Consider the following 14,838-nt stretch of genomic DNA (forward strand, 5'->3'; position numbering starts at 1 on the left):
GTTTACAATACGTTGCGTAGCTTGTGAACTATAAACACATGTATTTGTCAAAATTTTTAATTAGTTTAGTCTGAATTCTTATTTATGTCATTTAACGCACTTTGTAATTCGTCTTTTGCTTTATCTTCTTTTGCGGTACCTTCTTCTAAATCCTTATCACTTTCTGACTCAGAATCATCAGATTGTGAATATGGTATAAATGAAGCACCTACAGACAAATCAATATATCCAGACTTTTTCAAATTACCAGAGTCATCACGTTCAAGTGATTGTGACATTTGAGGGTAATATTTCATTTTATTACCTATTGTATTAATATTTCCTATAATTTGAATATCATCCGTAGTAAATAACTTTATTTGATTCTTCAAATTAGATTTAGGATCATATTTGATTTCTGAAATCATCGCTCTAACTTTAGATGGCATTTCTGCTAAAGCCTTGATAATTTTCTCTTTTTTATCTTTCTCAAAACCTTCTAATATAGGTCCGTCATCCGTACTTGTGCCACTGTAATTTTTTAGTTCTTTACCATCTTCTAAAATAGGTACATATTTATCTTTCTTTTTAACCAACCCCACTACTTGATATTCAGTCACCTTAATCGTCATTGAGTTAGGAAAATGTTTTGTTACTTTAGCATCTTTAATTAACTTATGTTGTTTTAATTTATTTTCTGCATCTTTCGTACTAAAAGTGTACATCCTTGACTTTGAAGTGACATTGACCATTTTATCAATCTTACTTTTCGATACGTTATCATTCCCCACCACTTTGACATTATTAATCTTGCTCAGTGGTGTAAACATATAAAGTAAAATGATTATTATTATAAACAACAGTATCCCAAATATAACATATTGTATTTGTTTTTGTTGTTTTCGACGTCGTTCGCGCTTTTCTTTTAAGTATTCTGAGTCAAACTTCTTTACTTTATCAGCCAATATTCGTCACATCCTTTAAAAAGACGGTAATTGTGCTTTGAAACTATTGATGAATTTGTTGCCACGCTCTTCGAACGTATTATACTGATCCCAACTTGCACAAGCTGGTGATAACAAGACTACATCATTAGGTTCAATAATATCTTGAATTTTGTTGACTGCGTCTTCAACATCTATAGCTTTCACTACATATTTACCTTGGCTTTCTCCGAGTTTCACAAATTTATCTTGCGTTTCACCAAATGTAGCCATTACGCGAACATTATTCATATATGGGATAAGTTCGTCAAAACCATTGCCTCTGTCAAGTCCTCCACATAGCCAAATAATTGGTTGTTTAAAAGAATTGAGCGCAAATTGAGTTGCTAATGTATTTGTTGCTTTTGAGTCATTATAATACTTGTTGGTTTTATTTGAGCCAATATATTGTAATCTATGCTCAATGCCAGAGAATGTTGTTAAACTATCAATAATCGCATTTACAGGTACACCAGCCAATAATGCAGCAAGTACAGCTGCTAAAATATTTTCTAAATTGTGCTCTCCTGGTAACACTAAGTCATCCGTATGGATAATTCTAAATCCTTTGAACACGATATAACCATCTTTGATGTAAATACCTTCAACTTCTTGTTGCGTTGAAAAGTAGAATGTACGTGCTTTAACATTTTCTGATTCTATCAAATGGCGTTGTTGATAATTACAAATTAAGTAATCATTTTCATCTTGATTTTTATATATTTGTTTTTTGGCATTTTGATAATTTTCTAATGTTTCGTGATAATCTAGATGTGCCGAATAAATATTAGTAATTATAGCGATATGAGGCTTATATTGCTCTGTTCCTAGCAATTGGAAAGATGAAAGCTCTGTAACTAAATAATCCTGTGCAGTTACCTCTTGTGCCACTTTTGAGGCAACATATCCTATATTCCCAGAAATTCTACCAACTAACCTACTTTTTTGAAACATATCACCTATTAACGATGTCACAGTAGTCTTACCATTTGTGCCTGTAACACCAATAATAGGAGCCTCAGAAACCAAGTAACTTAATTCAACTTCTGTTAAGATCGTTAATCCTTTAGCAACTGCTGCTTCTAAAATAGGTGCAGTATAAGGTATGCCAGGGTTTTTAACGATGATAGGGTCATTATCTAACAATGTTAATGGATGTTCTCCACCAACTACCTTAATCCCTATATTTTCTAAATCTTTGGCGTGAGAGTCTTGTGTCAAATCTTTGCCGTCATTAACTACTACACGTGCACCCAATTTATTAAGCAACTTTGCTGCTTCGTAACCACTTTTTGCTAAACCAATGACTAAGACATCTTTATCTTCTAAACCTGTATATTTTAGCATTTTAGTGCACTCCCATCCATAATCCGATTAAACCTGTGATTAAACCAACTGTCCAAAATACTGTTACAACTTTCTTTTCATTCCAACCCACCAATTCAAAATGGTGATGTAATGGTGACATTTTGAAAATTCGTTTGCCTGTCAATTTGAAAGATGTTACTTGAATCATTACTGACAATGTTTCAGCAACAAATACAAATCCAATCAATAGTAATGATAATTCTTGATTTAATACAATTGAAATCGTAGCGAAAATACCACCAAGGGCTAAACTACCAGTATCGCCCATAAAGACTTTCGCAGGGTTCATGTTAAATGGCAAGAAACCAAGTAGTGCAAAAATCATAATTATACAAAATAGCCCAATTGAGTTTGCACCTTGGAAATACGCCATAATTGCAAACATTACAAATCCAATAATTGATAAACCTGTTGCTAATCCATCTAATCCATCTGTTAAGTTAACCGCATTTGAAAAACCAACTTGCCAAAAGACAATAAAAACTACGTAAGCAAGTGATAATGGAACTTCAATGCCTGTAAATGGAATATGGATGCCTGTAGAAAAACTAGTTAATTGGAATACTTGGCTTAATATGAAAAAGATAATCGCAATAGCAATCTGTGCTAAAAATTTCTGTTTACTCGATAAGCCTTGATTATTCTTTTTAACAACAATGATATAATCATCGATAAATCCAATCAATCCAAAACCAATTGTGACAAATAATAATAAAATGACCGGATTAGAATTATCCATGAATATAATCGCCAATATAGAAGTTACGATAATACTAATTAGGAATGTTAAGCCACCCATTGTTGGTGTTCCAGTTTTTTTCATGTGACTTTGAGGGCCTTCTTCTCTAATACTTTGACCAAACTTCATCCTTTTTAAGGTAGGTATTAAAACTGGTACTAATATAAATGTAATTAAAAATGCAATTATTGCGAGTAAATAAACCATCTTATTCTCCTTTTTATATATTATGGAATTGTAATATATCTCATTAACACCTAAAACAATATAACATGAGGAAAGAGGCTAGACAAAGGTACATATTAGGATAAAAAGCACCTAATATTAAACTTACCAAACTTTGTCTTGACCTCTTATTTACACCTCATTTATTTAAAGCTGTGTGTTAATTCGCTTTATTTATTTTGCTTCACTATCTACGTTTTCTGCTTCGAATTTCACTTCAATTTTATCATTTTTCTTAAGTTGCTGACCTTCTGATACAGATTGTTCGTTAACAAAGCCACTGCCTTTAGTTTCTATTTTTACATTTGCTAAACGTTCAAAAGCAATGACATCTTCTTTAGTCCAACCTTTCATATCTGGCATCGTAATGTTGCCGTTTGTTAATAGTAATACTTTACTATTAGGCAAGACTTCTTTATCAGCAGATACAGATTGTTTTTCAACCTTTTCTCCATCTCCGATAACGATAGGTTTCAATGACTTAGCATTAAGACTATCTTCTGCTTTTTGAACTGTTTTTCCTGAGACATTAGGTACTTTACTATATTTAACGTCTGACATGTCTTTTGTCTTCTTGTCATCAACATTTAAATATTTCAATGTGTTTTCCATAATTGGGTTAAATGCTTTGCTAACTCCCATTTCATATGCTTCTTGATCATTTTTTTGCGCTAAGCTCATACCTGCGTAAACAATTACCTCAGGATCATCTTTCGGCGCATCTCCGATAAAGCTTACAAAATAAGGATTTTCACCTTCGACATAACCGCCATTATCTGAATCGGCTACTTGAGCAGTACCTGTCTTACCTGCTACCTCATAGTCATCAATTCGATAATTTTTGGCATTACTTTTTTCACTATTAACAACTTTATCTAGTTCTTTACGAACTTGTTTTGCTGTTTTTTCAGTAATTGGTTTACCAGCTGTTTGCTTTTTACCTTTATAGTAAGTATCTTTTGTAACTGGATTTGTTACCGAATCAACGAACCATGGTTTCAGCATTTCTCCTTTATTTGTAAAAGCAGATTGCGCTTGTAACATTTGTACTGGTGTTACAGTTGTAGATTGTCCAAAGGCTGACGTTTTTTGTTGCGCTTCATTTTCCCACGCAATTCCACCTGTCGATTCACCATCAAACATACCGTTTGTACTTTCACCAAATCCAAATTTTTCATACCACGATTTCATTTTATCTGCACCAACTAAATCTTGTAAATGCATCATTAATGTATTAGATGAATAAGTAAATCCTAGAGACATTGGTATCTCGCCCCAACCAACTTTATTCCAGTCAGAGATTCTTGAGCCCATTATATCTCTATGTCCAGATTCATATTTTTTATTAGGATCGAATTTACCTTCCTGGATAGCCGCTGCTAAACCAAATGATTTAAAGGTAGAACCAGGTTCATAAGTGTTTTGATACAAATCATTTGCCCATTTCTCACCAAAGTTTTTACCTGTTTCAGGATTAAATGTTGGTCGTTGACTAAATGCTAAGATTTCACCTGTATCAGCATCCATAACTACCGCAAATAAATCTTTTGGTTCATAATGGTCAACCATTTTATCAAGTGCTTCTTCTACAAAGACTTGAATATTAGAATCAATGGTTAAATGCACATCATCGCCACGCTTCGGCATTTTTTCTTTCTTAGTATTAGGAGCTAAGTAACCCCAAATATCATGAATATATGACAATGAACCTTTTTGTCCTGATAAATAACTATCAAAGATTTTTTCTACACCCATCGCACCTTTTAGTTCTCCTGAATCTGGATCTTTTTGAGCAATGCCAAGAAGATGTGATGCGAAGTTACCATTAGGATAAAAGCGTTCAGTTTCCGGATACAATGTAATACCTGGCAAATTCATCTTTTCAATTTTTTCTTTTTCTTGATATGTTAAATCTGTTCCTTTTTGTCCAAATTCAACTTGGAAACTTCCTTTTTGCTGTAGTCTTTTTTCGATATCTTTTGCAGATATATCTATCACTTCTGATAATTTTTTAGCTGTTTTCTTTTTATCTACAACGTGTTTAGGCTTGTCACTACCTTCACTTGCCTTTTTATCAACTACCGCTACTAATTTGTAACGTTCCACGTCTTCAGCTAAAATTTTACCATTACGATCATATATTTTACCTCTTTCGGGTTGCTGTTGCGTGTTTACTAAATATTTTTCGTTGGCTTTTAAAATTAAGTCCTCACCAGATGAGTGTCCGGTTAGCATGATATAAGAATACCTTAAGATTAACATAAAAAAGAGCAGCCCGAATCCAAGGATGAGTAGGACTGCCCCTATTTTATTTTGTTTTATTGGTATCTTAGGTATTCTGGGTTTTTTTAATTTAATTTTTCGCTTCGCCATTATTACGCACTACCTTTACATTGTCGTTCTTCAGGCTCATTCCTTCATCTTTAGCCTTGTCGTAAATGCGTTCATAAGAAGAGTTCTTTTTAATTTCAGATTCAATTGCGCTGTTCTCACTTGCTTGTTTTTCAATTTTTGTATCTAAATCTGCAATTTTACCTCGAGTATCATACGCATCCATTTTTAAAGATAGCATATATATACTTATCAAAGCAATAATTGTTATTAATCCTATGTATAACATTTTTTCAAACTTCGTTAATTGTACTACAACTTTCTTCTTTACCGTTTTGGTTTGTGGTTTTGTCGAGGGTTGTCTCTCAGGAGAATGTTGTTCTGCTTCATTATATGGTTCGTAAATTTTTTCTACAGCCACTCAAGGTTCACTCCTTATTTTAAAATTTCTGCAACACGTAACTTGGCACTACGCGCTCTATTATTACTATCTGTATCTTCATCAGTAGCAGTAATGGGCTTACGGTTAACACGTTTTAATTTAGGCGTGTATGCTTCAGGTATAACTGGTAATCCCCTTGGAACTTCAGGTCCTTTTTCATGTTCTTGGAACATTTGTTTACACAAACGATCTTCTAATGAATGGAAGGTAATAACTGAAATTCTACCGTTTACTTCTACATAATTTATAGCTTGTTCTAAAGAATCTTCAAATGCTGCTAATTCATCATTAACTGCGATCCTAATAGCTTGAAAAATTCGTTTTGCTGGATGTCCACCTTTGCGTCGTGCTTTTGCTGGAATACCTTCCTTGATACTTTCGACTAATTCTAACGTTGTCTCAATAGGTTTAAGTTCTCTGTTTTGTTCTATGCGTCGGGCGATTTGTTTTGCAAATTTTTCTTCGCCATAACGATGAAAAATTCTTACTAACTCTTCAAACTTCCATTCATTAACAACTTCGTACGCTGATAACTCCTGTGTCTGATCCATACGCATATCAAGTTTTGCATCATGATGATAACTAAAACCTCTTTCAGGTACATCTAATTGTGGACTAGATACACCCAAGTCATAATAAATGCCATCAACTTTTTCAATATTTAATTCATTTAAAATTTCAGATAATTCACGGAAGTTACTATGAACAAATGTCACTTTGTGTAAATGTTCTTTCAATACATTTTTCGCATTTTCAATGGCTGTAGTATCTTGATCTATTGCAATCAAATGTCCATTATCACTTAATTGATTCAGTAAATATTGGGCATGACCTGCTCCACCAAGCGTACAGTCGACATACACACCATCTTCTTTAATATTCAAATAATCAATGGTTTCTTTTAGCATTACGCTGATATGATGAAACAATTCAATTCCTCCATTTAAAAATCAAAATCTATTAAATCTTCAGCAATCTCCTCGAAACTATCTTCTGACTCGTCATAGAAGTTATTCCAAGTATCTCTATCCCAAATTTCAATGCGGTTAGATACACCGATCACTGTACATTCTTTAGTTAAATTTGCGTATTGTCTTAGATTTTGTGGGATATTAATACGTCCCTGCTTGTCCAACTCAACTTCAGTAGCACCTGAAAAGAACATACGCATAAATTTACGTGCGTCTTTTTTTGTCATTGGTAAAGATTTCATCTTCTCTTCAATAACTTGCCACTCTTCTAAAGTGTAACCAAACAGGCATTTATCAAGGCCTCTGGTGATAATAAAACGTTCATTTAGGTCATATCGAAATTTAGATGGAACAATCATACGTCCTTTTGTATCTAATTGGTGTTCGTATTCACCCATGAACATTTATACTCACCTCACCTTCCCATATATATAATTTACCACATCTCCCCACTATCCTCCACTAATTATACAAATTTCACCAAAATTTTGTTTATACAAACAAAAAAAGCCCGATTTATCAATACGATAAATCGGGCTAAATCCTTATGTTATCAAGGTTTTAAGATAATATGATCAAAAGTGTAACGAAGTGGTGGATAAGTGGAGGGACTGAACACATCTATCCCATATTCGTTCATTATTTGTAGTGGATTCCAAATTCTTTCTTGTAATCCATCCATTGGGTGGAGAGATTCATTTATTTCATTAAAGTGTTTCATACTAATTGCATTTTCACGTTCTATGTTTAATAAATAACGTTTGAGCAAATAATCATACTGTGTTAAATGGATATCATTGTTTTTTGCAACTAATTGCTCATTATCATTATTACCTGCCACTTCAGATTTTATTGTTTCATAAAATGATTGTTGTTGTTGTTTCATTTCTTCAATTTGATCAATTACAGTTTGAGATGCGTGTTCACGAATAAAAGATGCTTTAGCATTATGGACACCATTTGTTAAAATGTCATCTACTGATAGTTGATATTTATTGATTACTTTTTCAATTCTTTCATTAATATAGCTGATTCTTAAACGAGGTAAAACTATCGGCATATCTACAGATAACGTGTTAAACACGCCGTGTAACTCTGCCCAATATTTAATTTCACTTGGCCCTCCTATAAAAGCAACTGTATTAAATAGCCATTCTTCCATTAGCGGTCTAGTCACAACATTATTTGAGAACCTTTCTGGCTCTTGTTCCGCAAGCTGTAAGAGCTCATGTTTTGAGTAACGTTTGTCAGACTTAGTTAATACAAATTCACCATTTTCATAAGAAATTAATTGGCGCATATTATCTTCTTCTAAAAATAAATGTACATTTGTATTCGTTTGAATCATTTGATTTAGTCCAGCTGCCATTGTTTGCCCCTGTGTGGCTCTAAATGCATGATCAATAGTTTCATGCTGCTCAATAATTGTTTGGATAAATGGTTTTTCTATTTGACGCAAGTCAGGATTATGCGCGTCAATTAACAATAATCCATAAGCTTTAAACACTTCATGTAATAAAGCTTTAAATATATCAGTCCAGCTGTCATAACGCTCTATTATTGAGTGGCACAATTCTATTAATTCTTTTGTATGATTTGTTTCCGGCTGTTGTTTTAAAAATTGCTTCAATGCATCTTTCAATTGCAATTTGTTTGGATAATAATTAGAGACGCTTGTTTCAGGAGGCTCCATTGTATGATATTTAGTTTTATATAATTTCGCTTCCTTATTATTATACGTAAATGTATGATTTACTTCTTCAAAGTCATGATCTTCACCAGCGATCCAGAACACTGGGATAACTTGTTGATTATATTTGGAAGAAAGCGAATTACTTAATGAGATAATAGAAAAAATTTTATGAAATGTATATAACGGACCTCCAAACAAACCCGCTTGTTGGCCTCCTATTATAACTTTAGCCCCCTGTTGTAACTGAGCAATATTATTTTCTTGAGCTTCACTAAGTGATAAATCTTCCATGTAGTTACTGATAACTGCAGCTACAGCTTTTTCTCGACCATTTGTAGCTTGATCTAGTTTCAACTTATAATTTTGTTCATTCATAGCATCATAATTATAAAAAGCTGCTAATGTAGAATCACTATTTTTAATTTTTTCTATAAATTGATCTTTATCATTTAATTTCGTTGTCATACAATCCATTCGTAATTCTCCTTATGTTACTCTATTCCTAATAAGTATAAAGTTTATATTCTTCAATGACAATTTAACGGCTTACAAATTTTAAATTTTTTCTATTACCTAATACATCCATTATTGTAATAATATCTCTGCCACAGTTTTAAACTATCGGAAACAAAATGATTTATATACGTTTAGAACATTGTTTATTGTACTAATATAATAGAAATAGGTATAATAAAGTTAATACTAAAAAGGGGGAAGATGCTATGTCTGAAGTAAAGCGTCTTGATATTAACTATAAAACTGATGAACTATTCGAAGATTTTAGAAACTTCGGAAATAAAGATTTATATCTTGTAGATGAGCTTCGTGGAGAAATGATTGACGCTAGTTCCGACTCTCCATTTTACGGCGTTTACGTCGGTGATAGACTCGGTGCAAGGATGGCTTTATATAGAAAAGGAGAAGTTGAAGAAGAACACTTCCCTAACTTCGATGATTATTTAGTAATTTGGAAATTAGAAGTATTAAAAGACTTCCAAAATCGTGGTTATGGTACTGATCTATTAGACTTCGCAAAATCTCAAGATTTGCCTATAAAAGTCATTGCTCGTAATCAATCTAAGCAATTTTTCCTTAAACATGGCTTTAAAGATTTAGAGCAACAAAATAATGAAAACCATGACATTTTAACATGGGAACCATAAAATAAAAGGTTGTGTGGCTTTTTGCTACACAACCTTTTTCTATATAATAGTTAATAATTCATCAAATGATTGAATAGTATAATCAGCATGTATTTGTGTATTATTAGTATTCTGTCTTGGATTAAACCAACAGGTTGCAATTGCTGCATTTTTCCCACCGAGAATATCCGAAGTTAAAGAATCTCCTATAATGATACTATTTTTACGTTTTTCATGGCCAATTGTATTAAAAACGTAATCAAAAAATTCGGGCATTGGCTTTTGAAAACCTGTCTGTTCTGATACGAAGACGCCTTTAAAATAATCTTTAAATAAAGACTTAGCAATACGCTTTTCTTGGGTTTCTAATACGCCATTTGTAACAATATACAAATCATGCACTTTGCTTAATTGACGTAATGTAGTTAAAGTATGTTCAAAATAACTTAAAGGCGCATTTGCTAAAGCGTCTCGAAAAACTTGATCGGCATGAGCACCATTGACATTCATTTTATGTAATGCAAAATAAGCTTCAAATCGCTTACTCAATACCTCTTCCTTAGTTAAACGTTCATTTTGGAATGCTTCCCAATGCGCTTGGTTAATCTCTTTGAATGTTATTAAATCTTGTTCATTTAATGTTAATTGATAATTTTCTGCCAAAGCATAAAAAGCAAATTCTTCGGCGTCGTTAAAATTAACCAATGTGTCATCAAAATCTAGAAGTACCGTTTTTCTAGTCATATCTTAATCTCCAATCTATGCTACCTATAAGATTAGTTTAACAATTTATCGAATATAGAAAAAGACTAAGGTGTATACCCTAGCATAATATTGTCTTCGACAAGCCTATATGCAAAATTTAAAACTAATATCGCATCAACATAGCGCAACAAATGATTGTTAGTAACTAATTCATAATCAAAAATCATTTCATATTGCTATCTTTTACCAATTAATTAACAGAATAAACATCACTACTGTTTAATTTATATATTATAATATTTTGGGTAATATTAGCAGTGATTTATGCCGACTCCTGCGGTAATAGCACCCGCCGAAGACTACAGGCTGAGGCAGTGCCCGAGGAAAGCGTGCATAAAAAAACTGCCTACAAAAGTCAGAAACTTTGTCGACAGTCTAAGGTTAAGGTACATACCCTAACCCATCACAATTTTTCTTTACCGTTAATCCATTAATTATACTTAGCAACAATTATTTGTGTTGTAATTTCTTCATTATTTTATCAATATATTTAGAAAAATCCTTACCTTTTCTTTTTCTTACTTGGTCATTAACTTTATGCAAACCTTGTTCAAGTTTGCCATTTTCAACATATTTATTTAAACTTTTTTGTAATTTATCCTTCAATGTCATCTCTCCAGACAAGCTTATTTTTCTAACTTTAATTGTTACTCCACAGATAATAGCATATTCAATTTACAATACGATTACTGCACAATTAAAAAATGTATAATTTTTATAAAGATTATTAAAATAAGGCAATCGCAACCGATTGCCTTTACAAATGAATGTCTTTGTTCATTAACATGAAGTAATTTAAATTACATCTTAGTTTGAGCATAACTAGATGTAGAGAACTTTTTAGTTACAAGTTTGCACAATAACTTGTAACATATTTGTAATATATCATTAATTTCATTGAAAAGAAATAGTAATATAAATAATAAGACTATATACTTACATAGATATACACATTTTATTACATTATTCACAAAATGGAGTTGATTAGCTACATAATCGCATGTACAAAGGTTATAAATTTACTTTAGTTAATTTATTTTTCTACTATAACTAACAAAAATCCATGTGCTTTTGTTATAAATCTAAATTTTCATACAATTAAATTACGTTAATTAAAATATCATCATGAATGTTTCATACTTCACTTCACTATGATAGTTCAGAAAGCGCGCTACTTTTTATGCAAATTACATATTTTACTTATCATATTGATTTTATATTTTCTTAGTAAGTGTAATTTACACTAGAACTATTTTGCTATTCATTTATGCAGTTTCTATACCATCACAAAAATTTTTCAATTCAGTAAAGTTTTTGTACCTATTGTCATTTACCTTCAACTTTTTCCTATCTTGTAAAAACTGCTCAGGTGGCACACCAAATACACTTTTAAAATTCTTATTATACGTTGAATAATTTTTATATCCGTACTTTTCATAGAAGCCTTCAGTAGTTTGAGTTATTAACATCTCCAACGCTATTTTATATATTTTAAATTTCTTGATATAGTTTCCCATAGTAATATTCATCTCTTTTGAAAATAGTCGCGACAGATAACTTGGATTTACATAAAATTGCTGTGCTAAATCGTTTAGTGTTAAACCTTGCTGATAATTAACGTTAATATAATCCAATACTTGTTTGATTACAGGACTCAGAACCTTAATATCGTCTGGATTATAATAATTATACATACGCACATAATTTATAAGTTTTATAACACTAACATCAGCATCGAACCACTGTTGTTTTTTAATTTGTGATATAACTTCTAAAAAATGCCGCTTCAAAAAATCATGTCTTTCTGAGTAAACACTCTTTTCATGCTCTATGTTATAAAAAGCAAACCTATTGAAAATAAGCACGTTCATACTTAATTCTATTAACACACCAGTAAATTTAATGAGTGGTAATTGATCATAAGGTGTAAGTACAAAGATTTCACCCTGCATATATTGAATTGAATTCATATCCTTTTTAATTGCAATAGTACCCGCAGCGACGAAACAAATTTTAACTTCATCACTGTTTCCAAATACTTCCATACAATTAGTATGTATATTATAACGGTAATCTATAAAACCACTCCTCTTCATATTTACTAATTATTACTAAACATGCTTATTTCTTTATTAATCTCACATTACTTAGTATTTATAAAATCACGTCATACGATGATAAATACAAAACGTAAATTATTTTATTCAAGTGTGTAGCTCATTATGCCATCTATATTAAAAGTTAATACTTCGTCCAAACATTGTTATTTATGTATCTTTTTTTAAATTATAGTTTTTAAGACTATTCATATAATAAGCTTCTCTTTATAAATACGTAAATAGCATTCAATTTAAAAGTAAAATTTTTAAATTGAACAGTAAAAGCTCATTTCATCAGTAGATGATGCTGAATCAAATGACTAAATCTTGTTACACAAACTACTCTCCATATTACTTATAGTGTCCCTTTTTTTACTATTGTAATGACTATTACGCTCTTTTCACTTTTATTTGCTACACTGTATTTAGTCGATATATCCTATCGACAAACATTTAGTATTATTGCCAATCTCAAGTTTAAGAATAAACAGCATTTACTCTTTAGAGTTGGTGCTGTTTTTTTAATTATTAATCTTATCAAGTTGCCTATTCATAATGGGATTGTTATCCCCTTTACTATATTGTGACTAAGATGAAAATTACAAAATGTGGAGAAAGAAGGATAATTCATGTCTAAAAATACTATTGTTCTTAAGGATAATAATTATAAATGCAGTAATATTTCAATAAGTTTAAAACATAAAAATACTTATGTAGAAGATGATTTGAGAACGATTATTTTTGCTTTAACAGTTACTTATGAAGATAATACAATTAATGATGAATTTGTGTTATTTTCTCCCGAAATTGATCAAATTAATAACCTCACTGACAAGTTGGACAAAATAGAATATGCATTTTACGAGCTAAACATATCTTTTACCGTTTTTGAAAGTATTACAACTGATATAATCTTTTATTTAAATTTTGATTCTGGATTGAATTACTCAAACAGTCCAAGTGATTCAGGTCCGTCTATACGCTTAGAAGTAGATAAAAATACATTTATAGCATTCATAAATGAAATTAAATCCTATTTACAATAGGAAAGGTACAACTTTACCTAACAACATATTTCATTACTTTTAATCCCCTCAAAGACATAAATATCTATTATACTTATATTCTAATAACGTTAATTGCTATTAATAGTAATTATAATAGACTTCATCTATAAATTTTTGTATTATTAAATTTTCAAAATTGTATGCGTCGATTTCTCGCTTGTGTTGATCATAATTCCAAACCCCATTAACAAAAGCATGATAATGACCTAATTCATGTGCTAAAATTCTTAAGATATTCAAAACAGCATCGAATGAACCTAACTCATTTTCTATACACTCAAAATCATTTAAAGATATTTTAATTTTGGGGTACTTAAATAAATTGTTTGGATACTTAAAATAACCATCGCAATCAATTAAATTCTCATAAGTCATTTTTACTTTAGTTTTAATTGGGAATTTCATATGTTCTGTTATAAAACCTTCAAACAACTCTATAGCATGTTGTAATTTATAAGGTATAGCATTATCATATGTTATCTTTAAACCACTTTTTAGATGTTTACTATATTTAGTATTCATACAGGCAAATTGATAAACCATACATCTTTGTTCATGGTACATTTGCTTTTCAAACTTCTCATAATTAACTATGAAGTCATGTATAGTCATGTTCTCTTGATTAATAATGTAAAATTTACTTAACTGTAAACTTAAATCTTCAAACACTTCAATCATGACATTAGTTATAATGTCTATGTTAAATTTCTTACTATAATTCTTTTTCATATCATTTTCTATATCATATAGGGAATAGTAAATTGTTTTATGATACATATCTATTTGGCAATCGTTCACATAACCGTAGGACAATATGGGATAATCGTGAATTATTATATGTATATTTTGATTAAATTCTCGATATACTTCTATCCAATCAATAAATTGTTTTATCGGCTGAATAAAACGTCGTTTGTTTTTTTCCAATTTAAACTTTGTTTTAATCATACACTACCTCTTGTTTTAATTGATATTATGCTATACATAACGCAGAAAAATAAATAATGGCATGCTTTAATCTAAAAACAATGTAC

General features: G+C 31.0%; 14 protein-coding genes. 2 read left to right on the forward strand and 12 right to left on the reverse strand.

From position 1 onward, the window contains the following. Positions 1–65 precede the first annotated feature (65 nt). The 8 genes from JVU85_RS03405 to bshC form a co-directional block, all read right to left on the reverse strand. Entirely contained in the window at positions 66–944 is an 879-nt protein-coding gene (locus tag JVU85_RS03405; RefSeq protein ID WP_021458928.1) for a cell division protein FtsQ/DivIB, read from the reverse strand. Between the two features lie 15 nt (positions 945–959). After that, positions 960–2,309 (reverse strand): UDP-N-acetylmuramoyl-L-alanine--D-glutamate ligase, encoded by a 1,350-nt coding sequence (gene murD / locus JVU85_RS03410; RefSeq protein ID WP_021458929.1) that lies wholly within the window; start codon positions 2,307–2,309, stop codon positions 960–962. Between the two features lies 1 nt (position 2,310). Next, positions 2,311–3,276, reverse strand: a complete 966-nt coding sequence (gene mraY, locus JVU85_RS03415) for a phospho-N-acetylmuramoyl-pentapeptide-transferase (RefSeq protein ID WP_002510909.1) — start codon at positions 3,274–3,276, stop codon at positions 2,311–2,313. Between the two features lie 192 nt (positions 3,277–3,468). Then, positions 3,469–5,667, reverse strand: coding sequence for a penicillin-binding protein (locus JVU85_RS03420; RefSeq protein ID WP_052032782.1), 2,199 nt, complete (start codon positions 5,665–5,667; stop codon positions 3,469–3,471). Further along, positions 5,648–6,046 carry a cell division protein FtsL gene (gene ftsL / locus JVU85_RS03425; protein WP_021458931.1) on the reverse strand — a complete coding sequence of 133 codons (399 nt, stop codon included), beginning with the start codon at positions 6,044–6,046 and terminating at the stop codon, positions 5,648–5,650. Before ftsL ends, JVU85_RS03420 begins: the two co-directional genes overlap by 20 nt. A 14-nt stretch (positions 6,047–6,060) precedes the next feature. After that, positions 6,061–6,996 carry a 16S rRNA (cytosine(1402)-N(4))-methyltransferase RsmH gene (gene rsmH / locus JVU85_RS03430; protein WP_204172087.1) on the reverse strand — a complete coding sequence of 312 codons (936 nt, stop codon included), beginning with the start codon at positions 6,994–6,996 and terminating at the stop codon, positions 6,061–6,063. Positions 6,997–7,010: 14 nt separating this feature from the next. After that, positions 7,011–7,442 (reverse strand): division/cell wall cluster transcriptional repressor MraZ, encoded by a 432-nt coding sequence (gene mraZ / locus JVU85_RS03435; RefSeq protein WP_002510905.1) that lies wholly within the window; start codon positions 7,440–7,442, stop codon positions 7,011–7,013. A gap of 149 nt (positions 7,443–7,591) precedes the next feature. Further along, positions 7,592–9,205, reverse strand: coding sequence for a bacillithiol biosynthesis cysteine-adding enzyme BshC (gene bshC / locus JVU85_RS03440; protein WP_021458933.1), 1,614 nt, complete (start codon positions 9,203–9,205; stop codon positions 7,592–7,594). Between the two features lie 248 nt (positions 9,206–9,453). On the opposite strand from bshC, the gene JVU85_RS03445 reads away from it, so the two are divergent. Continuing rightward, positions 9,454–9,894: an N-acetyltransferase gene (locus tag JVU85_RS03445; protein WP_021458934.1), complete on the forward strand. Its 441-nt coding sequence runs from the start codon at positions 9,454–9,456 to the stop codon at positions 9,892–9,894. Between the two features lie 39 nt (positions 9,895–9,933). Here JVU85_RS03445 and JVU85_RS03450 read toward each other — a convergent pair whose 3' ends face one another. From JVU85_RS03450 to JVU85_RS03460, 3 genes are all read right to left on the reverse strand, one after another. Continuing rightward, positions 9,934–10,617, reverse strand: a complete 684-nt coding sequence (locus JVU85_RS03450) for a YjjG family noncanonical pyrimidine nucleotidase (protein ID WP_002510902.1) — start codon at positions 10,615–10,617, stop codon at positions 9,934–9,936. 471 nt (positions 10,618–11,088) lie between these two features. Beyond that, on the reverse strand, positions 11,089–11,244 hold the full coding sequence (locus JVU85_RS03455) for a hypothetical protein (protein ID WP_021458935.1): 156 nt from the start codon (positions 11,242–11,244) through the stop codon (positions 11,089–11,091). 659 nt (positions 11,245–11,903) lie between these two features. After that, positions 11,904–12,683 (reverse strand): helix-turn-helix transcriptional regulator, encoded by a 780-nt coding sequence (locus tag JVU85_RS03460; protein ID WP_172606418.1) that lies wholly within the window; start codon positions 12,681–12,683, stop codon positions 11,904–11,906. A 683-nt stretch (positions 12,684–13,366) separates the two neighbouring features. On the opposite strand from JVU85_RS03460, the gene JVU85_RS03465 reads away from it, so the two are divergent. After that, entirely contained in the window at positions 13,367–13,783 is a 417-nt protein-coding gene (locus JVU85_RS03465; RefSeq protein ID WP_021458936.1) for a hypothetical protein, read from the forward strand. A 99-nt stretch (positions 13,784–13,882) separates the two neighbouring features. On the opposite strand, the gene JVU85_RS03470 is transcribed toward JVU85_RS03465, so the two are convergent. Further along, positions 13,883–14,752 carry a hypothetical protein gene (locus tag JVU85_RS03470; protein WP_103387971.1) on the reverse strand — a complete coding sequence of 290 codons (870 nt, stop codon included), beginning with the start codon at positions 14,750–14,752 and terminating at the stop codon, positions 13,883–13,885. Positions 14,753–14,838: the final 86 nt, after the last annotated feature.

This window comes from Staphylococcus sp. GDY8P72P (genome assembly GCF_016890655.1).
Taxonomy (GTDB): domain Bacteria; phylum Bacillota; class Bacilli; order Staphylococcales; family Staphylococcaceae; genus Staphylococcus; species Staphylococcus arlettae.